Source organism: Allofustis seminis DSM 15817 (genome assembly GCF_000374325.1).
Taxonomy (GTDB): domain Bacteria; phylum Bacillota; class Bacilli; order Lactobacillales; family Carnobacteriaceae_A; genus Allofustis; species Allofustis seminis.
On the sequence record NZ_KB894079.1, the window covers coordinates 310,006 to 332,523 of the forward strand.

Genomic DNA, 22,518 nt, shown 5'->3' on the forward strand with positions numbered 1-22,518 from the left:
TTTATTTTTTAGTTAATTGATCAATCACATAATGAATAATTTCTTCTGCCATTTCTTTTTTACTCATTTTAGGAATTTCAATCATTGAACCATCTGTCGAAATAATATAGCCGCTATTGTCATCTACATCAAAACCTTGAGAAGATATTGCGACATAATTTGCAACAATGGCATCTAAGTTTTTGCTAATAAGTTTTTGATTTGCATATTCAAGTAAATTTTCCGTTTCCGCAGCAAAACCAATTAATAATTGATCTTGTTTTTGTTGCCCCAATTCTTTTAATATATCAGGATTTTTTTGTAATTCTAATGTTAGCTTTTCTTGTTTTTTTAGCTTATGATCGGCCACTTTTGCTACGCGATAATCACTAACTGCCGCCGCCATAATCAGTCCATCAGCTTCACTAAATAAATGATTAACATATTTTGCCATTTCTTGCGCTGACTCGACATGAATCATTTGAATTCCACGATGAACACCTAAAGGACTTGCAGTTACTAGTACTACCTCAGCTCCCGCAAAAAAGGCAGCTTCTGCAAGTGCATGCCCCATTTTTCCTGATGAACGATTAGAAATGAATCTTACAGGATCAATTGCTTCCCTAGTTCCTCCAGCCGTCACTATGATTTTTTTACCTTGAAGTGGTAAATCCGAGGTGTTTTTTAAGATAAATTGCTCCAACTCTTCAATTATTCTATCTTGAACTGGGAAACGTCCTTTGCCTTCATAACCTTCTGCTAAAAAACCAGCATCTGGTTCCATCACATAAAATCCATCACGCCTCAATATATCACAATTTCTTTGGGTTGCAGGATTGTTATACATATTTTCATTCATTGCTGGAATAACAAAAATAGGACATGTTGATGCTAATAATGCTGATGTTACAATATTATCAGCAATTCCCACACTCATTTTTGCGATAGTATTCGCTGTGGCAGGAGCGACAACAGCTAGATCTGACCAATCGGCAATCTCAATATGATCTACTCGTTCAGGGTCTTCATCGGAAAATAAATCAGTGTAGACGCGATGTTTTGATAATTTTTCAAATAATAATGGTGAAATGAATGCACGTGCAGCAGGAGTCATCGCTACGCGAACATGTGCCCCTTTTTTGATAAAAGTTCGCAATAGATCAAGCGTCTTATAAATTGCTACACCACCTGTAACATATAGTGCGATGTTTTTATCTTTTAATACCATTCCCACTCCTCCTTCTCATCTGATTACCTTATATTCTAACAAAAATAATAAATTCTGTCTTATTCAATATTGTAGTAGTCTCTATATTACAAAATAAAAAGAGGTTTCTAGAATAACTCTAAAAACCTCGTCTATTTATTCTTTAATTGTTAAATCGCCCGCGGCAACTTCTTCTAATGCTTTACCAACATTTGAAACGGATTTATATTTAAATTTTAAATCCTCTTTATTCACTTTAGGGCTTCTCTCTAATGCATCAATTGAGTGCGCACGCTTGCTTGCTAAAATAATCAATGAATATTTAGAATCTATTTTTTCTAATAATTTATCGAGCGATGGGTATAAAAGCATTATGACAACTCCTCTATCATCTTCGTATAATAATGTAAATTACTTTCTACTTTTAAATGTTCACTTTCGATAATACTGCGAATTTTTTGTGCCGCTTGATCAACGTCATCATTTTTTACGACATAATCGTAGTAGCGAATTAATTTTAATTCTTCTGTTGCTTTTTGCAAACGACGTTCAATGGTTTTCGCATCATCCGTACCGCGACTTTCAATTCGTGATTTTAACTCTTTTAAATCAGGTGGAGCTAAAAAAATAAAAATCGCTTCCGGCATCTTTTCCTTTACTTTCATAGCACCTTGTACTTCAATTTCAAGAAAAACATCGCAACCGTCAGCTAACGTCTTTTCCACATAATCAATAGGCGTTCCATAATAATTGTTCACATATTCTGCATATTCTAAAAGTTTTTCTTCTTGGATGTAGCGTTCAAATTCTTCGCGTGAACGATAAAAATAATCAACACCTTCTTGTTCCCCCCGCCGCAATTGACGAGTGGTCATAGAGATTGAGAACACAAAATCATTATTATAATGTTCAAATAAATGCTTACGAACTGTTCCCTTACCCACACCGGACGGGCCAGATAGAACAATCAACAAACCTCTATCACTCATCTACTTATCTCCTTCGATAGATATCTTTCTACTTATGTTAACATAGATGAGCAAAAATTTAAAACAAGAAATTCATTAAAATGTTGACGATAGAACAAATGTTTGGTATAATTTTTATGAAAACATATGTTCGGGGTGAAAGTTATGGAAAAATTATCGCGTCAACCAAAAGAATTGTTAGAGCGTATCAAGATATCCACATTGAAATTATATGAGCAAAAAACGATCTATCCGCAAATGCCACTTAAACAATTAGAACACTTTGTCGCACAAGCTGCAAGAAAACATAAGGAAGTCATTCTCCAAATTGAAGTAGAAAAAACAAGCACCATTGAAGAAATAAAAGGAATTCTTCAATTAGTGCCACAAACTGGACAAATTATTGTTACTTCTTCAAATGATAATCTCATCCATCTTATATATCCTTCTGCTTTGCGACATATTCGCATCGCTTCATAAAAAAGCATCTGCTTGATTGCAGATGCTTTTTTATTTTTATAGAATTGGTGATAATAGACGACTGAATTGCTGCTTAAAAACATACCATCCAGACCATTGATTAATATCTTCTAGCGTCAGTTGCGAAGATTTTTCAATGTCTTGGCTAAAAAGAGCAGCCTGTTCTTGAGCTAATTGTTCATCATACATAAATACATTCATTTCAAAATTCAATTTAAAACTGCGAATATCAAAATTAGCCGTTCCCACCGATACAATCTTATCATCAATTACAATTGTTTTTGCATGAATAAAGCCATTTTCATATAAGTAAACTTCAGCACCCAATTCCACAAGATTCTCAACATAACTTAATGTTGCAGTATAGACAAATGGATGATCTGGCTTGCAAGGAATCATCAATTTTACTTTAACACCCGAAAAAATTGCGATTCTTATTGCTTCCATTAATGCATCATCGGGTATAAAATATGGCGTTTGGATCATAATATATTCTTTTGCTGAACTAATCATATTTAGATACCCTACTTTTATATCTTCTCGATCAGAATCTGGTCCACTTGAAATGACTTGTAAGCTCGTGTCGCCTATCTTTTCAGGTGTTGGAAAATATTTTTTGTCATAAGTAAGCAAACTTTGGGGCGCAGAAGCATTCCAATCCATGAAAAAGCGTGATTGAATGTAGGGAACAGCATTTCCTTGAATTTTCAAATGCGTATCGCGCCAATAACCAAATTTTTTAACTTTTCCTAGATATTCATCGCCAACATTGAATCCCCCTGTATAGGCAATTTTCCCATCAATAATGACTATCTTACGATGGTTACGATAGTTAAGTCGGAAATTCAAAATAGAAAGTCGCTGACCAAAAGACCATGCCACATCAATTCCTAATGTTCTTAATTCCTGAACCATTCGTCCGCGCAAATATCGACCACTTACGGGATCTACTAACAAGCGAACTTCTACACCTTCTTCTGCTTTTTGACGAAGAGCATCAATAATCTCTGAACCAATCATGTCAAACTTAAAAATATAATAACAAATGTGAATATGATCTGTTGCTTGCCGTATATCTTCTAACAGGCGCTTGAACTTATCTTTTCCATCAGTAATCAATGTAACATGATTTTCAGCACTTACTGGAACATTACTCATATTCAAAAATAAGCGAGCTTGTGAAACTTGAATATTAGTAAAATAGCTTTCATTCTCCAACCGCTCTTTTTGATTATTGACAAGCTCTTGGTGTTCTGCAATATAAGGGGTCAAACCCGCCTGTTCTTGTGCTTTTAGTTGTTCAATTTCTTTTTTCGATAATTTTCTACCGAAAAAAGCATAAATCACAAAACCTATACCTGGAAGTAAAATCAAAACTAAAAGCCATGCCCAAACAGCCGTAATATCACGCTTGCGGTCCCGAAAAACCGTTATTACGGCAAAAATAACGTTCAATAAAATAAATGCATTAATAATAGATGTTAAACCACTTGACATAAGACTCTCTCACTCTCATAAATCATAAGGCAGGACAAATAAATGTCTATTTGCCCTGCCATTTTTTATTTGTCATACCAACGCTTTTGATTAATTTCCATAATCACTGGAAGAACAATTGGACGACGACCTGTTTTTTGTGAGAGATAGGCTAATAATTCTTTGCGAATCTCTGCTTTTAATTCTCCCCATTCAAAGTCATTTTTTTCGAGTTGTTTATTCATGATTTTGGTCACAATTCCACTCGCTTCATCAAGTAATGATTGACTTTCTCTAACAAAAACAAATCCACGTGTCACAATATGTGGTCCGGCAATGATTTTTTTCTTTTTACGGTCAATCGTCAGCACTGCGACAAATATTCCGTCCTCGGATAATAGACGTCGATCACGTAACACAACATTCCCAATATCACCAACGCCAATCCCATCAATTAAAGTATCTGTAGCAGAAACTTCTCCTGCACGCATCATTTTCCCATTTTCATAAATTAAAACTTCACCATTGCTTACAATAAATATATTTTCGTAGCGCATTCCTGTTAAATGAGCTAGATCGGAATGAGCAACGAGCATGCGATATTGTCCTTGCACTGGAATTAAATATTTAGGTTTCAAGAGGTTGATCATTAACTGTAAATCTTTCGGCGTGCCATGTCCACTCGCTTTAACTTGACTGGATAAGGCTTTGACCGTTCCGCCAGCACGATAAATGGAGTTTCGCGCTTCCGCTGCATAAATTTCCATAGCTGTCGAAGGACTTGTTACAATATAAACTAAATCTCCTTCTTTTATCGTAATCTGAGGATGTCGTCCTTCAGACATTTTTCGTAAAGTATCCAGTGGCTCTCCTAAAGACCCTGTTTCTAAGATCACAATCTGATTGTCTTTATATTTATTAATTTCTGACATTGGAACAAACAAATCTTTATCTGGCACTGTTAATTTATTCAACTTAAGTGCAATAGCTAAAATAGATTCCATTCGTTTGCCGGCAATAAATATCTTGCGTCCAAAATGACTTGCCGCATTTATCACTTGTTGAATACGCAACATGTTGCTTGCTACTGCCGCAACAATCAAACGATTTTCAGTATTTTTAAATGTATTAAATACTTCTTCTTGGACTCTTACATCTGAAACGTTCTCTTCTAAGCTGGCCGCTCCTAATGAGTCGCTTAAAAGTGCAAGAACTCCTTCTTTTCCAATTTGAACAATTTCTGCATAATCGGTTGTATAGTCCCCGCTTGCTGAATTATCAAATTTAAAGTTTCCAGTATAAACAATATGTCCAGCATCTGTTTTTACAGCGATACCCATGGAGTCAGGAATGGTATGTGTGACTCGAAAAAAGCGAATAGTTGCTGTTCCAAAGTCTATTTCCATTTCCTCATCTACAACATGGTAATCGTCAAATTCATAATCTAATTTTGCTTCTTCGACATACATTTTCGCCAAGGCGATGGTCAATTCCGATCCAAATACAGGCACTTCAAATCTTTCTAAAAAATAAGGCAAAGCGCCAATCGAGTCCTCATGTCCATGGGATAAAAAGACTCCTGCGATTTTATCTTGATTCTCTTCTAAATATGTAAAATCTGGAATGACCGCATCGATCCCAAACATTTCTTCGGGATATAATAACCCACAGTCGAGGACGAAAATGGCATCATCAATTTCTATGACATACATATTTTTCGCATTTTCGCGAACGCCCCCCAGTGGGATAATTTTTATTTTACTCAAAAAATACACCTTCTTACTTTCTAATCTCTTTCTCGTATTTGTTTTTAATAGTATAGCACACGCAACTTTTATTTTTAATTAGAAAGCAACTAAAAAACTGATTGTGTTTTTCACAATCAGTTTTAATTGCTTAATTTTCTTCTTCCATAACCGCGCGATGTGACAAGTTTACACGACCTAATTTATCAATTTCAGTTACTTTGACTTTTAAATGATCGCCTACATTTACAACATCGCTAACATTTTTTACAAACTTATCTGAAAGTTCTGAAACATGAACCAGACCGTCCGTTCCTTTTATGATTTCTACAAAAGCTCCGAAGTTTTCAATGCGGCGAACAATTCCGTCATAAACTTTTCCAACTTCAACTTCTTCTGTTAATTCTTCAATGATTGCAATCGCTCGGTCAATCATTGCCTGATCTTCTCCATAAATTGAAACATTTCCTTCATCATCAATATCAATTTTTACTCCGGTCTCATCAATAATTCCATTGATGGTCTCGCCACCTTTACCGATGACTACTTTAATTTGATCAGGTTTAATTTGAATACTTTCAATTTTTGGTGCATATGGACTTAATTCTGGTCGTGGCTCAGCAATTGTTGCTTCCATATTATCTAAAATATGCATACGTGCAACATGTGCTGCTGCCAAAGCTTCTTCTAGAATTTCAGGTGTAATGCCTTCAATTTTGATATCCATTTGCAGTGCTGTAATTCCTTGTCGGGTTCCAGCTACTTTAAAGTCCATATCTCCTAGATGGTCTTCAAGGCCTTGGATGTCTGTTAAAATTGTATAGTGATCGCCATCCATAATAAGTCCCATTGCGATACCACCAACAGGTGCTTTAATAGGAATTCCTGCATCCATTAGCGCAAGTGATCCTGCACAAATACTCGCTTGTGAGCTTGATCCATTCGATTCTAGAACTTCTGATACGACGCGAATAGTATAAGGGAAATCTTCAGCAGATGGGATCACTGCTTCTAATGCTTTTTCACCTAATGCACCATGACCGATTTCACGTCTTCCTGGTCCACGCATTGGGCCACTTTCGCCCACAGAAAATGGTGGAAAATTATAATGGTGAATGAAACGTTTTTTGTCCTCACTGCTTAAACCATCAATGACTTGATGCTCATTCAAAGGTGCTAAAGTAGCAGCACTTAGCACTTGTGTCTGTCCTCTTGTGAATAATCCTGAACCATGCACACGTGGTAATAAACCGACTTCAGAATTAAGGGAGCGGACTTCATCAATATGTCTACCATCTGGACGAATTTTTTCCTCAGTAATGAGTCTGCGTACTTCTTCTTTTTCCAAATTATCCGCCACAATATTGACATCGCTCAATAATTTTTCTAAAGCTTCTGCTTCCAATTCTTCTGCATATCTTTCTTCATATTGTGCATGAATTTCATCTTTAAGTGCTTGCGTTTCTTCAGCACGTTCTAATTTATCAGGATTTTGAACAACTGCCTTCATTCGGTCATTGAAAGCGGCTTTAATTTCAGCTGCAAGTGCTTCATCTGGAAGAACTAATTCCACTTCAATTTTTTCATCGCCGATCACTTCTACAATAGATTCTTGAAATTCGCACAACACTTTAATCTGCTCATGTGCAAATAATAAAGCTTCCAAGACATCTGCTTCTGATACTTCTTTTGCTGCACTTTCTACCATATTTATAGCTTGTTTTGAGCCAGCAACAGTTAAGAATAAGTCTGCATTATCCGTCTGTTCTTCTGTTGGGTTAACGATCAATTCGCCATCAAGTCGTGCTACATTTACACCAGCAACGGGGCCATTAAATGGCAATTTTGAAGCACATAATACTAAACTTGAGCCAAGTAGCGCCGACATCTCAGGTGTATGATCTGGATTTACCGATAAGACAGTGTTCACTAGTTGAATATCATTTTTAAATCCTTCAGGAAACATTGGACGAATTGGTCGGTCAATTAAGCGTGCAGTCAGTGTCGCATGCTCACTTGGTCTTCCTTCTCGTTTAATGAAACCCCCTGGAATTTTTCCAACGGCATACATTTTTTCTTCATAGTTCACCGTCAATGGGAAAAATGGTAATGTACTTGGTTCATCGCCTGCCACAACGGTTGTTAAAACTGCTGTCTCGCCATAACGAATGAGCGCAGATTTTGTGGCTTGTTTTGCTAGTTGTCCTACTTCTACAGAAAGTTTGCGACCAGCAAATTCCGTTTCAAAAACTTGTTTTTCTGACATGTTTTGCTCCTTCTTTGCTTTTTTTAAAGGCGGACTACTAATCAAGTGTCAACTTTTCATGGATAAAACTAAAAAGCTCACAATTGGTTAGTAGCTCACCTCAGTTTACATTTTTATTTACTATAAAATATGCGAGATTCAATCGAACCTCGCATACCTCTTAAACTTCGCTGATTAACGACGAAGTCCTAATTTTTGAATTAAGTCACGATAACGAGCGATATCTTTGTTGCGTAAGTAAGCAAGCAAATTACGACGGTGACCAATTTTTTTCATAAGTCCACGTTGAGAATGATAATCTTTTTTATGAGATTTCATATGCTCGTTTAAGCTATTAATTTCATGCGTTAATAATGCAATTTGTACTTCAGGAGAACCAGTATCTCCTTCGTGACGTGCATATTCTTTAACGATTTGTTCTTTTACTTCATGTGCTAATGACATGGTATTCACCCTTTCTCTTTCTATTTTAATCCTTATACCGAGAAATTCGTTGGGTTCGCGAAAATCCCCGAATAAGGTGTGCAATGCACAACTGATACATTATAGGAAAACAAGAGAAAAATCAAGTATTTCCCGCTTATTTTATTTTAAACTTTGGACTTCTAATAGTGCATCACGTAACGATGCTGCTTTTTCAAATTCTAAGTTCTTCGCAGCATGTTTCATTTCAAGCTCAAGCGTTTCAATTAACTCTCTTCGCTCAGCTTGTGTCAATTTTTTGATATTAGTAATCGATAAATCTTCATCCATATCTTCTACAATAGATGAAATAGAAATTAAGTCGCGAACATCTTTTTGGATGGTTTTTGGAATAATACCATGTGCTTCATTGTAAGCATTTTGAATTTCGCGGCGGCGTTTTGTTTCATCAATCGCTGTGCGCATCGAATCAGTAATATGATCCGCATACATCAATACTTTACCACTTGCATTGCGGGCGGCACGTCCAATGGTCTGAATGAGTGCACGCTCGCCGCGTAAGAACCCTTCCTTATCAGCATCTAAGATTGCAACTAAAGAAACTTCAGGAACATCTAATCCTTCGCGCAAAAGGTTGATACCAATTAATACATCAAATTCTCCCAGTCGTAAATCGCGAATAATCTCTGTACGCTCTAATGTTTTAACATCACTATGCAAATAGCGCACCTTGATCCCAATTTCTTTAAAATAGCTCGTTAAATCTTCTGCCATCTTCTTCGTTAATGTTGTAATAAACACCCGTTCATTTTTATCGATTCTTTTTTGAATTTCTGCTAGTAGGTCATCAATTTGTCCTTCAATTGGTCGTACTTCAATTTCTGGATCCAACAAACCAGTCGGTCGGATCACTTGTTCAACAACTTGTTCAGCACGTTCCATTTCATAATCGCCAGGTGTCGCTGAAGTATAAATAATTTGTGGAACATGTGCTTCAAATTCATCCAATCGCAAAGGTCGATTATCCAAGGCACTCGGAAGACGAAAACCATGTTCTACCAACATTTCTTTTCTTGAACGGTCGCCATTATGCATCCCACGAATTTGCGGCATAGTCATATGCGACTCATCAATAATAAATAAAGAATCTTTTGGGAAGAAATCAAGCAAAGTATATGGCGGTTCGCCGGGGCCACGCCCATCAATATGACGTGAATAATTTTCAATACCCGAAACATATCCCATTTCTAGTAACATCTCTAAATCATAGTTGGTGCGTTGTTCTAGGCGCTGGGCTTCAAGTAATTTATTTTCTTGACGGAGAATGCGTAGTCGTTCCTCTAACTCTTTGCGAATATTATCGATAGCGTTGCGCGTCTGTTCCTGAGTCGATACAAAGTGCGTTGCTGGGAAAATTGCAACATGACTTAGATCAGATTTTATTTCACCAGTTATTACATCAATCTCTCGAATGCGATCAATCTCATCGCCAAAAAATTCAACACGAATAGTATCGGATTCTCGCGATGGAAGAAAAATTTCAACACTATCTCCACGAACACGGAAGCGTCCCCGCTGAAAATCAATATCATTCCGTTCAAATTGCATGTCGACTAATTTTTTGAGCAAAGCATCGCGACTTATCTCCATTCCCTCGCGCAAAGACAAAACATGTTTTTCATAGTCGAGCGGATTTACCAAACCATAAATACATGAAACCGAAGCAACCACAATAACATCTCGTCGTTCTACTAAAGCACTTGTTGCAGAGTGGCGTAATTTATCAATTTCATCATTGATGCTAGCATCCTTTTCAATAAAAGTATCTGTTGAGGGGACATATGCTTCAGGCTGATAGTAATCATAATAACTGACAAAATATTCAACCGCATTGTCAGGAAAAAAACTCTTAAATTCAGAATATAATTGTCCCGCTAATGTTTTATTATGAGCAATAATAAGGGTCGGTTTTTGTACTTTTTCGATCACATTAGACATTGTAAATGTCTTACCAGTTCCCGTCGCACCTAAAAGCACTTGTTCTTTCATTCCTGCCTTGACACCAGCAACGATTTTTTCAATGGCTTCTGGTTGGTCTCCTGCTGGCTTATATTTTGAAACTATTTTAAATTGTTGATCCTTCATGCACACAACTCCCCCTTTTAAGTTTCTTTGCATTCTATTGTACTTTATCCTCACAATTAAAAAAAGCTTACTGCACTATTGCAATAAGCTCAACTCTTAAAATAAAGATATAATTGGATAGATAATCATCGGCATAAATAATGAAGGGGTAAAATTCAAAATTTTCAAATCTGTAATTTTCAACATATTCAGTCCGAGCCCAATTAATAAAGTAGACCCGACGCTCACGATTTCTAAAATAACATGATTGCCAAGCAGTGGTGATAGTAATCCTGAAAGTAAGATGATACCACCTTCCAATGCTAGAACGGGTAAGCTAGAAGCTGCCACTCCAATACCAAATGAAGAGGCCAAAAGTACGGCAGTAATTCCATCAATTAAAGCTTTAATATATAAAGTAGTATTATTCCCTGTCAGACCACTCTCTAATGCGCCAAATATTGCCATAGAACCTACACAAAAGAATAATGTTCCACTAATAAATCCTTGAATAAATGTTTCATCTTGGCTTAATCGGTGCACTCTACTCTGTATCGTTATAATCCCTTTTTTTACATGAGCATCAATATCAATCGTCTCACCCACAAAAGTCCCCATAACAACAGATAGTATGAATACTATTGTATCTTCACCACGAACTGCTCCTGCAATTCCAATTGCAATGATTGCCAAGCCAATCGCTTCCATTATTCTTTCATTGACTTGTTTTGGAATTCCTTGTTTTAATCGCATACCAATGAAACTGCAAAAAGCAATCACCACTGCATTTATAACAGCCGCCATCTTCCACCTCGTCTCAAAAAATTAAAAAAGATTACGCTTTCATTTCTTCTCATCAAAAAAGCCAGACGATCATAACGAATGGCTTTTTTATTCGATTATAGATTTGATTGCAGACGAGATTTCATACGTGCTGCTTTATTTTTGTGAATAAGATCTTTGCTGACCGCTTTATCCAAAAGACGTGCTGCATTTTTCACTAATTCTTCAGCATTTTCTGAACCTTCGGCTACTGCTAATTTTGCTTTTTTGACAGCTGTACGAACAGCAGTTTCTTGACCTCTTTGACGGTCACGGCGCGCATCAATTTGACGAACGCGTTTAATTGCTTGTGGTGAGTTTGCCATTTTTTACACTCCTTTAAACTATTGATCCACCAATTGATGAATCACTCATTTTTAAATTATACAAAATTACTTTTTAAATTGCAATACCATTATAACTTCAATTTGATATCATTTGAGTCCGTTCACAAAAGCTTAACACAAAGAAATCAAAACTGGTTGTGGCATCCATTTGGCCTGTTTTTATCTGATAATCTACATCTATCAACGATTCCAGCGCGTCCGCTAGTTGCTCAAGAGAAAAATGTGAACATTTTTCAAGTGCTAATTTTATACGATACCAATGAATTCCTAGCTGATCGCTGATTTGTCGCTGTCCTGAATGTTGCTCTTGCAAAATTTTTACTTGAAGTAACAAACGAAATTCGCTAATTAAAAGTGCAATAATTTTTATTGGATCTTCTTTTTTCATTAGTAACTCTTGATAGAATTGTAAAGCATTTTGAATGTCGCCCGCCATCACTAGACGATTTAATTCAAATACATTATATTCTAAGTTCTTAGGCACTAACTGCTCCACTGTCTCTAATGTAATCACTTCTGTTTGTGCTTGATAGACACTTATCTTATTCAATTCATGAATCATTTTTGATAGATTTCCCGCTGTCAGTTGCATAAATAAATGCCATGCCTTATCTTCCATGCGGTAGCCACTATTTTCCAAATATTGTGCAAAATACTTTTCCGCTTCATGCGGTTTAGGGGAGGTTACATCCACTAATTGACACATTTTAAGCAATTGCTTTGTTAATTTCTTTCGTCTATCCAACTTTTCATAAGGTGCAAAAAATATAGCCACAGTGAATGATGCAGGATCTTTTAAATAATCTATGAATTTCTCTTGTAACATTTGGTCGATCACTTGACCCTTTTGTCCCGTTAGAAATCTAGGCTCGCGTACAAAGATAACTTTTCGCTCACCCAAAAATGGATAACTTGTCGCTTCAAATAAGAAATCATCCAATGTTTGCTCAGTTAAATCAATCTGTACAAAGTTCATTGCGATATCTTCTGGCGCTAGACAATTTTTAATGATCGCTTTTTCAAATTGACGAATAAAATACGCTTCACTGCCTTGCACCAGATAAAGAGGCGCTACTTTTTTATTATTAATTTCTTGAAGTATCTGTTGGAAATCTTTCATTTTAATATCATCCTTTATTCTGACACCTTGTATTTTATCTGGTTCCAGCTTTCATTTGCAAATGGGACTTTTAAATAATAAAAATAAACTGCTCCTTGTTCATCTGTCCGATAAATTACAATATCCCGTTCATTTAATTTCTCAAGCACTTCTGCTGTTGGATGCTGATAGTGGTTGTTTGATCCAACTGATATAAATGCAACTTTGGGATTAGCTTGTGTAAGTAGTGCATCAGACGTTGAATATTTGCTACCATGATGCCCCACTTTTAAAATATCAACAATTAAATGAGGATAAGTAGACAGCCATCTTTTTTCACTTTCAATTCCAGCATCTCCTGTTAACAACCAATTTTTGCCACCAATTGTTCCATAAAGCACAATAGAATTCTCATTTGCATCTTCAGCAACAAATGCTTCATCTGGATGAACTACAAGTAAGTCTGTCTCGCCTAGCATTAACTTTTTACCTACATGCATAAAATGGAGTGTCTCAAATTTAATATTGCGTAGCGTGCGATAAAAATGTTCATGTTGTAGCGATGAATGCGTTGTATAAATCATTTTAAGACTAAAATGATTTGCAATATTGTCCAATTCTCCCACATGATCAATATCAGGATGCGTCAATAAAATATGATCAATCCTTTTGATACCTTGTGCTTTTAATGCGGGAATAACCGTCTTATCGCTTAATGCCGCCTGATGCTTTCTTATTTGCCATGGTTCCTTCGGAAAAGCTATACGCCCACCTGTATCAATTAACACAACAGAGCGCTGAAAAGGTTCTTTAATGAATAATGAGTCCCCTTGCCCCACATCAATCATTCCTACAATTCCTATGGGATTCCACCGATGAAATAAAAGTAAAAAGACAAAAAGTATTAATGTTACACCATGAGGAAATCTGCGTTTCTCCAAACAGAAAAAATAATACACCACCAATAAAGCGAGCATACAATAAAAAATGAATGGCAAGCGACCTGTTACAATAGTAAAAAGATTCCATGTACTCACTGATACTAGTAATTTGTTGTACATCGCAATAACATATTTCAAAAAGTAGAACAAAGGATGATAACTTAAGGGCACAACAAAACTCGTTAAAAATAAAAGAATTAATAATGGGAAAAGTATCCAAGAAAAAAAGGGTACAAATATAAAACTTGCAATTAATGTAAAATATGAAAATTCAAAAAAGTGATAACTTAAAATGGGGATACTACAAATACCGCAACAAATGGTTGCCACAATTGTCTGCTGATACAGTGGCAATTTCTTCAACCATTGTACTCGACCAGCGATAATCAATACAAAACTCAGTGAAAAACTTAGTTGAAAGCCAACTGAATAAATGCGATATGGAAATAAAAATAAAAACAAAATAAATGTAAGTGCCCACGCATCTAAAGTGGTCAGAGAGGTATTTGTCTTTTTGCCAATGGTTTTAAATAAAAATTGGCACCCTGCCCGAAATACACTGGTTGTCCAACATGTTAAAAAACCATACCCAATAAAGAAGCCTATTAATACATTGTCAACTGTCTCATGTGTCAATGACAGTCGTAATAAAATGCGCTTGATAGCTTTTTGGCAGAAACTAAAATGAAGACCCGAAACGCTTAATAAATGCATCATACCAAGTGTTTTATAAGCAAATAATATGTCCTGTTCAAATTCATATTCTCCCAAAATAAATGCACTTAAATAATTTTGGAGTACTGCTGGAAATTTTTGTATGTGCTTTTTGACTTTGTACCGCAAAAAAGTCCATAAATCAAAAGACTCCCCCACAATTTGTAGTTGATCCGCATGTGCTTGCCAAAAAATATGTTTCTGGTTCAAATAGCGTACATAATCAAAGCTAAAAAAATTGCCACCATTTTGAGGACGTTCCATTGTTCCAGCCATTTGTACTGTAGGTTTTGTTTTTAGCTGTTGCCACGCTATTTTCTCATCTTTTGATTTAAGATAATAAAAGACTAACAGCTTTTCACCACTTTCATCTAAAATAGTAGCTTTTAAAAAATCGCCATCTATTTTTAATGTGTCCATTTCTACAGTACCTACCCACTGCGTTTCATTCCCTGTAAATTGGCTAGTATATGAAGTAAAATGCCACAATCTAGCGCCAAAAATTAAAGCAACAACAGCAAGAGTTGACAGCAATCCGGGAACATTTATCTTCCATAAGCGAATCGTCCATAAACATAATAAAAAGAGAAAAAAGATAGGGTAAGAGCTTACCACACTGCATACTAATAAAAAACAAAAGAGCGCAATATAAATTGCACTCTCCAACATCAGTCATTGCACCGCTTTGTTTTTTGAATCGTGATCATTTCTTCTGCCACTTCTTGAAAAATTGCTGGAGATAACTTGACTTTTTGAACTTGTACATTGCTTTTCTTCAACAATTCCATTGCATAGTCATCATTACGATAATTATTCAAGTAGTGAATTTTAGTGATGCCTGCTTGAATCATTGCTTTTGTACAGTCCAAGCATGGAAAATGTGTTACATAAATTTCTGCACCCTCTGCGCGAATTCCGAATTTTGCACATTGAAGTAACGCATTCATCTCTGCATGAATCGTTCGTAAGCAGTGACCATTAACAACATAACAGCCATCATCTATACAATGAACATCTCCACTCACTGATCCATTATATCCTCCGGCAATCACTCGTTTATCACGAACTAATACGGCTCCCACTGATAGTCGTTCGCATGTACTACGTGTCGCTAATAATACACTTTGAGCCATAAAATATTCGTCCCAGTTCATGCGTTCCATCACGCCACCTCCTATTTTTTATAGTATACGTAAAATTTTCTCTTTTTTCATTTCAAGACAATTAATTAACACAAATTTTGTCTTTCAATTGCTCAAAAATGCGTTCACCAATTCCCGAAACATTTTTGATATCTTCAATGGTTTTAAAGCTACCATGCTCTTCACGATATTGGATAATATTATGTGCCTTTGCCTCACCTATACCAGAAAGCTGCATCAACTCTTGTGCATCTGCTATATTAATATTAACTTGCTTCTTTTCTGAAGATTCATTCTCAGAAGCAGGATGTGCCGACTGTTTGATATACTCTGGAATTTCTTCCCCTTTTTTAGGGATATAAATCACCATCTCATCTTGAAGCTTTTGTGCTTGATTAATCTGCTCTTGATCAGCATCGGCAAGTAATCCTCCCGCAACGTCAAGTGCATCAAGCATACGATCAGTAGTTTTCATTTCATAGACTCCAGGATTTTTAATTGCCCCTTTAATATCAATAAAAATCGATTCACTTTCTTTTGTTTTTACACTGTCGGGGGTTATTTCTTTTTCGTTTTCAGTCTCCAGCTGTTCCATTTGTAATAGTACTTCTTGCTTTCTTTTATTTTCTAGATGATTTCGCATAAATCCCCCACCTATGAAAAGAATGATCAGTCCAATCATTCCTCCTACAATTAGTTTATTTTTTAGCGGCCAATGCTTTAGTTGCTCCCACTTTTCATATAAATCATACACATGCCCACCTCCTATTTCTTCTATCTTTATATTGTCAAAATAATAAAAAAACTTCGAAAAATTTCGAAGTTTTTTAAATAATTTATTATTTTAAATTTTCTAAATAGGCAACAGCTTCTTCAAATGTATCAACTGGTACAATTTTCATAGATGTTTTTATTTTTTCAGCAGCTGCTTTTGCTTCATCATAGTTCGAGATGAGGTCGGGATATTTTTCCTGAACTTCTTTTGATATCTCATCCCGAGGCACAAAGAAAATATCACTGCCTGCTTCACTTGCTGCAACGACTTTCTTCCCTGCGCCGCCGATTGCTCCGACCGTACCATCCAGCGAAATAGTACCTGTACCTGCAATTTTATATCCATGGTCTAAATTTTTTCCCGTGAGAAGATTATAAATATATAATGTATACATCAAACCACCAGAAGGACCACCTACATCGCCAAAATCAATCGCAATTTTGGGATCCGTTTGAAGATCGACAGCATCAATTAGTGATACTCCCACAAGAAAATTTCCATCCATTTCCGTTAGCTTCCCTTTGGCAACAAAGGTTTTATCGTTTCGAGTATAAGTAATTTCAAGAGGAGTCTTTTCATCTAGTTGTTGAATAAATGTTGTGAAAGCTTCGCTATTTTCTATCGTATGGTCATTGATAGCCGTCACTAAATCACCCGGTTTCAATGTTTGATAAAAATCAGACTCTTCCGCAACTTCAAAAATATATGAGCCATTATAATTGATGTCATATTTAGCACCCGCTGCTTCATAAGCTACTCTCGTGGCAGTATCTGCAGCATTTTGGATATATAAAAATTGAATAAAATCATAAGAATCAAAATCTTCTGCCCCATCAAAAAGTTCATTCTCCGATAGTAAATCTTCAAAAGGAGATAAGAATGATCCTACTGCTGTGAAAGCACTAGCTTGCACTATTTCAATGGTCGTCATCGTAAAATTAGGATTCGACTCTATTCCTTTAATTTCAACCATTTCATCTAAAGCAAACAAACTTCCAGGTTGTTCAATATAATAAGGCAAAGGATAAAACCCCAAAATAACAACTCCTACTGCTGCCAACACCCATTTTAGCCACCGTTTTGCTCGTTTTATTTCCATTTATTCACTACTTTCTTATGAATATTTCTTTTTCATTGCCTGTGCTACAATTTCTGGCACAAAAGAAGAAATATCTCCGTTAAATTTTGCAATTTCTTTTACAACGGAAGAACTTAATGAACGATAGCGACTATCACTCATTAAAAATATAGACTCCAATGATGAATTCAATGCGCGATTCACTGCAGCCATATCCATCTCATATTCGAAATCTTTCGTTGAGCGCAATCCGCGAATTAAATATTGAACACCTAATCGTTCAACTAAATGCGCTGTCAATTCATCTTCATATTGGATGACTTTCACGTTATTTAAGTCTTCTTGTTGTATGATTTTCAAGATTATATCATATTTTTCATCCGCCCTGAATAGAGACTGTTTGGAAGGATTTGTGCCAATGGCAATAATAATTTCATCAAATAATGAGACTGCTCTTTTCAGAATATTTAAGTGCCCATATGTGAAAGGGTCGAAACTTCCAACATAGATTGCTTTTTTCATTCTTTTTCCTCATTTCGATAAAAATGCAGTGCTGTAACACCATAGTTTTTTTTGGTAATTTTTTTGAAAGAATGGATAACATTTGGTAACTCAACTGATTGCACTGTTTCACAGACAACCAAGCGTCCTTTTCCAACCAAGTGATGTGTTGCAAGAGCTGCCATATCCGCTAAGATGTCTTGCTGTGCATAGGGCGGATCCAAAAAAATAAGGTCAAAAATATCATCAAGCTGATATATCGCCATCTTGGCATCCATCTTAAGCAATGTAAAATTATCAGCACTTCCTGTTTTTTTTATATTTTCTTCTATGATTTTTTGTGCAGACGGATAATTTTCAACAATGACTGCATGTTTCATCCCTCTGGAAATTGCTTCAATCGCGATTGAGCCACTTCCACCATATAAATCAAGCATCAATCCCCCTGGGAAAAAAGGCCCTAACATCTGAAACAAAGATTCTTTTACTTTATCTCCTGTAGGGCGAGTGTGATTGTTCGGCAAGCTTTTTAATGGTAGTCCTTTATAATTTCCGGCAATTACTCGCATATTTTCTCCTTATAACTAAAGAAATAGCTTCGAAGATGTTTCTTTTTCTTCTGCACTTTTTTTCGCATCAATTTCTCGTTGCATCTCTTCCAATAAGCCATCATATTCCAAAGCAAGACTTCCTTTAGGGCTGATTGTCGCTTTTCGCACAAATTTTTCCTTCTCAATTTGAGCAACTTTGGCATCAGCATCTTCTTTATTTACATAGATGACTGCATAATTCATGTGTTTAGAAATATAGTGAATATCTCCATATTTTTTTAATCGACTTACAAATTTTTTGTTTTTTATATCAACGATTATTCCAATACGATCATTGAAATCCTCATATAAAAGTTCGCTCAATCTAACCATCCTTTACTAACAAATATTATGATTCATATGTAACTGTTCCAAAGTGCTAAGCAAAGTTCGATGGGCTTTTGGTGTGCCCATGATAATGGATTCTTTGCCATTCAATGATGGCTCATCTCCAGCAAAAGTTGTAATTACACATCCAACTTCCTCAATTATTAATTTCCCAGCTGCCACATCCCAAGGCATTAAAGTATGTGCTGTATAGCCTACGGTATTTCCTTTCGCTAATTCAATTGCTTCAAGACCTGCAGAGCCTTTTAAGCGCACTCCAAGCGCTAGTTTTGAAAGATTATGATGGAATTCATTTAATGGTTCGGAACCAATATAAAAAATACTACTTGATGCATACAACCCTTCATGCATATCTAAATTATCAGGAGTTTTAATTAGTTGGTTATTGCAATAAGCACCTTCTCCTTTAATTGCATAGACCAACTCTGAGTTCATTACATTGTATATATAGCTTTGTATTGCCTGTCCTTCATCATAGACCGCAATCATAATTGCAAAATTTTCTTTTTGTTTAACGAAATTTAGCGTGCCATCAATAGGATCAATAATCCAGACCGTTCCATGATTTAAATCAATCGTTCGGTCGCCATATCCTTCTTCTCCCAAAATTTGACTTTTAGGAAAAGTCATTTTAATTTGATTAATTAAAAATTGTTCAATGTCTTTATCAACATTTGTTACAAGATCGCTGGGGTTTGTCTTTTGTTCGACTTCTAATTCATCATGCAATGCCTTTTTTATTTTTTCGGCTGCTACATCTAACCATGTTAAAATCGCTTCATGACGTTTTCTTATCAGAGTATTCACAGGACCCCTCCTCTTTTATATTTCTATTCATTATAAATGATTTTGTATACTTTTAACAGTAAACCTTTTGATTTTATATTTTCACAAAAAATAAGAATTTATTCTTTTAAATTATTTATGAAGTGTTAAGATATTAATATAATCTTAAATAAGGAGGCGAGAAAATTTGATACTAATGAAAGATATAATTCGTGAAGGTAATCCAACGCTTACCGCGCAAGCAGAGCCTTTGTCTTTTCCTTTAGATGAAACATATCAAAAATTAGCAAAAGATATGATTGAATTTCTAATTAATAGTCAAGATGAAGAAATTGCTGAAAAGTATAACTTACGGGCGGGTGTAGGGCTTGCAGCACCGCAACTTGATATTTCAAAACGTATGATTGCGCTCCATGTCCCTGATGAAGAGGAAGAAAAATCATTGTCAATGGTTATGATTAATCCTAAAATCACGCGTCATTCCGCAAAATTAGTTGCCTTAAAAACAGGTGAAGGTTGTTTGTCCGTGGATCGAGTAGTTGAAGGATATGTTCCACGTCCCAAACGAATTACCGTTGAATATTACGATCTTAATGGAACAAAACATCTTGAAAAATTTAAAGACTACGAAGCGATCGTTATTCAACATGAGATTGACCATATCAATGGTATTTTATTCTATGATCATATTAATGCAGACAATCCATTTACGGTGACTGATAATATGGAGCTTATCTAACTTAATCAAAAAGGTGAAAAGCACTGAAGCTTTTCACCTTTATTTTTTATTCTTCTGCGGTTAGTACAACGGGTAATATCATTGGGCGCCGTTCTGTTTCTTCAAAGAAAAAGTTGCGTAAATCTTCAATCAAATCGCTGCGCATTTTATATTCATTCACTTGTTTATAGCTAAATGAGTGTTGGATGCTTTCATAGGCAACTTTTTGTGCTTCTTTAATCAGGTCTTCAGACTCTCTCATATAAACGAATCCACGTGAGATGATATCTGGTCCTGCTAATAATTTTCTATTCTTCGGATCAATGGTTGCTACAATCGTAACCAGACCACTATCTGATAGTATTTTACGATCTTTTAAAACGATATTGCCAATGTCACCAATTCCCGATCCGTCCACATAGACATCATCCGCATCAAATTCGCCAGCAAAACGTGCACCTTGTCCGTCAAAGGCAATAATTTTACCATTATCCAAGACAAAGATATGATCTTTTTTCACACCAGTTTTTTCTGCTAATTCGGCATGAATTTTTAGCATTCGATATTCTCCATGAATTGGCATAAAATAATTCGGCTTCATCAAGCGCAACATTAATTTCATCTCTTCTTGTGCCCCATGACCCGAAGTGTGAATATTATTCACCGAGCCATGAATCACTTCTGCTCCCGCTTCCATCAACTGGTTGATTAAACGATTTACACTTGTCGTATTTCCAGGAATGGGTGAACTTGAAAAGATTACAGTATCGCCAGGCTGAATTGAAATTTGGCGGTGCGTGCCATTAGCGATTCGACTTAATGCCGCCATCGGCTCGCCTTGAGAACCTGTACAGAGCATCATCAATTCCTCTGCTTTATAACGATCTAAATGATTCGGATTGATGAAAATGTCACTATCTTTTTTATCAATATAGCCTAATTTTTGAGCAACTTCAATGGCATTTACCATACTGCGCCCAAACACTGCAATTTTTCGTCCCGCATTTTTAGCGGCCTGAATCGCTTGTTGTACGCGCGATAAGTTCGAAGCAAAGGAAGCAAAGATAATGCGTCCTTTAATATTGCCAACCAAATTATTAATAGACTCACCGACTACTTTTTCCGACTGCGTAAATCCAGGCACTTCCGCATTTGTGCTATCAGATAAAAGAAGCAACACTCCTTCTTCACCAATTCGAGCCATTTTTTGTAGGTTTGCTGGCTTTCCAACGGGTGTAAAGTCAAATTTAAAGTCGCCAGTTTGTACAATATTGCCATATGGCGTCTTGACACAAATTCCAAAAGCATCCGCAACAGAGTGAGTCGTTCGGAAAAATTCAATCGATAATTTTCTGAATTTCACGATGGTATCTTCTTTTACTACATGTAGCTTTGTCGTTTTTAATAGACGATGCTCACGCAGTTTGCTTTTTATCATTTCGATTGAAATTTCATTCGCATAGATTGGAACATTTACCTCTTTTAATAAATAAGGAATTCCACCAATGTGATCCTCGTGATTATGCGTAATAAATAATCCTTTAATTTTCTCCTGGTTTTCTACCAAGTATGAATAGTTAGGAATCACATAATCAATTCCTAGTAAATAATCTTCTGGGAACATAATTCCCGCATCAATAATAATTAATTCATCTTGAAATTGAACAGCATACATATTCTTGCCAATTTCATCTAGGCCGCCTAATGCAAAGACGGCCACCTCATTGTTTTTAATATTCGGTTTCATATCATTCTCCTTTATCGTTGATGTGGCACTCATGTCTACAACCACAACATTTCTAATTTTTTATACGACTCCCATGTACTCTCACATTTTAACATGATTCCCACATTATGTATAGAAAAGCGCAGTGCAGTTATCCAAACTAAAAACCTCTATCAAAAGGATAGAGGTTTTATATTTTTATCTATTAATATATTGATTTGCGGCCAATTAAGCTGCCACATATATCAACTGGTAACTCATAT

At 35.9% G+C, this 22,518-nt stretch carries 22 protein-coding genes; 2 read left to right on the forward strand and 20 right to left on the reverse strand.

Annotated elements, in window-relative coordinates:
• Position 1: 1 nt before the first annotated feature.
• From coaBC to gmk, 3 genes are all read right to left on the reverse strand, one after another.
• Entirely contained in the window at positions 2-1,207 is a 1,206-nt protein-coding gene (gene coaBC, locus C231_RS0101450; protein WP_018658883.1) for a bifunctional phosphopantothenoylcysteine decarboxylase/phosphopantothenate--cysteine ligase CoaBC, read from the reverse strand.
• 135 nt (positions 1,208-1,342) lie between these two features.
• Positions 1,343-1,558 carry a DNA-directed RNA polymerase subunit omega gene (gene rpoZ, locus C231_RS0101455; protein WP_018658884.1) on the reverse strand — a complete coding sequence of 72 codons (216 nt, stop codon included), beginning with the start codon at positions 1,556-1,558 and terminating at the stop codon, positions 1,343-1,345.
• A complete protein-coding gene (gene gmk, locus C231_RS0101460; protein WP_018658885.1) occupies positions 1,558-2,175 on the reverse strand; it encodes a guanylate kinase in 618 nt (205 codons plus the stop codon). Before gmk ends, rpoZ begins: the two co-directional genes overlap by 1 nt.
• Positions 2,176-2,319: 144 nt before the next feature.
• Here gmk and C231_RS0101465 point away from each other — a divergent pair, with 144 nt between their 5' ends.
• On the forward strand, positions 2,320-2,634 hold the full coding sequence (locus tag C231_RS0101465; protein ID WP_018658886.1) for a hypothetical protein: 315 nt from the start codon (positions 2,320-2,322) through the stop codon (positions 2,632-2,634).
• Positions 2,635-2,670: 36 nt separating this feature from the next.
• Here C231_RS0101465 and cls read toward each other — a convergent pair whose 3' ends face one another.
• The 16 genes from cls to C231_RS0101545 all read right to left on the reverse strand — a co-directional run bounded on the left by cls (position 2,671) and on the right by C231_RS0101545 (position 19,832).
• Positions 2,671-4,131 carry a cardiolipin synthase gene (gene cls, locus C231_RS0101470; RefSeq protein WP_018658887.1) on the reverse strand — a complete coding sequence of 487 codons (1,461 nt, stop codon included), beginning with the start codon at positions 4,129-4,131 and terminating at the stop codon, positions 2,671-2,673.
• Positions 4,132-4,196: 65 nt separating this feature from the next.
• On the reverse strand, positions 4,197-5,876 hold the full coding sequence (locus C231_RS0101475; protein ID WP_018658888.1) for a ribonuclease J: 1,680 nt from the start codon (positions 5,874-5,876) through the stop codon (positions 4,197-4,199).
• A 130-nt stretch (positions 5,877-6,006) separates the two neighbouring features.
• Complete coding sequence (pnp, locus tag C231_RS0101480) at positions 6,007-8,121, reverse strand: polyribonucleotide nucleotidyltransferase (protein ID WP_018658889.1); 2,115 nt, start codon at positions 8,119-8,121, stop codon at positions 6,007-6,009.
• A gap of 174 nt (positions 8,122-8,295) precedes the next feature.
• Positions 8,296-8,565 carry a 30S ribosomal protein S15 gene (gene rpsO / locus C231_RS0101485; protein WP_018658890.1) on the reverse strand — a complete coding sequence of 90 codons (270 nt, stop codon included), beginning with the start codon at positions 8,563-8,565 and terminating at the stop codon, positions 8,296-8,298.
• 141 nt (positions 8,566-8,706) lie between these two features.
• Positions 8,707-10,689: an excinuclease ABC subunit UvrB gene (gene uvrB, locus C231_RS0101490; protein ID WP_018658891.1), complete on the reverse strand. Its 1,983-nt coding sequence runs from the start codon at positions 10,687-10,689 to the stop codon at positions 8,707-8,709.
• Between the two features lie 96 nt (positions 10,690-10,785).
• A complete protein-coding gene (locus tag C231_RS0101495) occupies positions 10,786-11,472 on the reverse strand; it encodes a DUF554 domain-containing protein (RefSeq protein WP_018658892.1) in 687 nt (228 codons plus the stop codon).
• 95 nt (positions 11,473-11,567) lie between these two features.
• Complete coding sequence (rpsT, locus tag C231_RS0101500; protein WP_018658893.1) at positions 11,568-11,816, reverse strand: 30S ribosomal protein S20; 249 nt, start codon at positions 11,814-11,816, stop codon at positions 11,568-11,570.
• Positions 11,817-11,913: 97 nt separating this feature from the next.
• Positions 11,914-12,957, reverse strand: coding sequence for a DNA polymerase III subunit delta (gene holA / locus C231_RS07550; protein ID WP_018658894.1), 1,044 nt, complete (start codon positions 12,955-12,957; stop codon positions 11,914-11,916).
• Between the two features lie 14 nt (positions 12,958-12,971).
• The gene (locus C231_RS0101510; protein WP_018658895.1) at positions 12,972-15,260 is read right to left on the reverse strand and encodes a DNA internalization-related competence protein ComEC/Rec2; all 2,289 of its coding nucleotides are present in this window, start codon (positions 15,258-15,260) and stop codon (positions 12,972-12,974) included.
• Positions 15,260-15,754 carry a ComE operon protein 2 gene (locus C231_RS0101515; protein WP_018658896.1) on the reverse strand — a complete coding sequence of 165 codons (495 nt, stop codon included), beginning with the start codon at positions 15,752-15,754 and terminating at the stop codon, positions 15,260-15,262. The genes C231_RS0101510 and C231_RS0101515 overlap by 1 nt, the downstream gene beginning before the upstream one ends.
• A gap of 61 nt (positions 15,755-15,815) precedes the next feature.
• Complete coding sequence (locus C231_RS0101520; protein ID WP_018658897.1) at positions 15,816-16,487, reverse strand: helix-hairpin-helix domain-containing protein; 672 nt, start codon at positions 16,485-16,487, stop codon at positions 15,816-15,818.
• 85 nt (positions 16,488-16,572) lie between these two features.
• Positions 16,573-17,607, reverse strand: a complete 1,035-nt coding sequence (locus C231_RS0101525) for a SepM family pheromone-processing serine protease (protein ID WP_018658898.1) — start codon at positions 17,605-17,607, stop codon at positions 16,573-16,575.
• Between the two features lie 15 nt (positions 17,608-17,622).
• Positions 17,623-18,108 (reverse strand): pantetheine-phosphate adenylyltransferase, encoded by a 486-nt coding sequence (coaD, locus tag C231_RS0101530; RefSeq protein WP_018658899.1) that lies wholly within the window; start codon positions 18,106-18,108, stop codon positions 17,623-17,625.
• Positions 18,105-18,656: a 16S rRNA (guanine(966)-N(2))-methyltransferase RsmD gene (gene rsmD / locus C231_RS0101535; RefSeq protein WP_018658900.1), complete on the reverse strand. Its 552-nt coding sequence runs from the start codon at positions 18,654-18,656 to the stop codon at positions 18,105-18,107. The genes coaD and rsmD overlap by 4 nt, the downstream gene beginning before the upstream one ends.
• A gap of 15 nt (positions 18,657-18,671) precedes the next feature.
• The gene (locus C231_RS0101540) at positions 18,672-19,001 is read right to left on the reverse strand and encodes a DUF2129 domain-containing protein (RefSeq protein WP_018658901.1); all 330 of its coding nucleotides are present in this window, start codon (positions 18,999-19,001) and stop codon (positions 18,672-18,674) included.
• A gap of 15 nt (positions 19,002-19,016) precedes the next feature.
• The gene (locus C231_RS0101545; protein ID WP_018658902.1) at positions 19,017-19,832 is read right to left on the reverse strand and encodes an inositol monophosphatase family protein; all 816 of its coding nucleotides are present in this window, start codon (positions 19,830-19,832) and stop codon (positions 19,017-19,019) included.
• A gap of 166 nt (positions 19,833-19,998) precedes the next feature.
• Between C231_RS0101545 and def the strand changes: the two genes are divergently transcribed.
• Positions 19,999-20,550 (forward strand): peptide deformylase, encoded by a 552-nt coding sequence (gene def / locus C231_RS0101550; RefSeq protein WP_018658903.1) that lies wholly within the window; start codon positions 19,999-20,001, stop codon positions 20,548-20,550.
• A 46-nt stretch (positions 20,551-20,596) separates the two neighbouring features.
• Here the strand turns inward: def and rnjA are convergent, their stop codons facing one another.
• Positions 20,597-22,276, reverse strand: a complete 1,680-nt coding sequence (rnjA, locus tag C231_RS0101555; protein ID WP_018658904.1) for a ribonuclease J1 — start codon at positions 22,274-22,276, stop codon at positions 20,597-20,599.
• Positions 22,277-22,518: the final 242 nt, after the last annotated feature.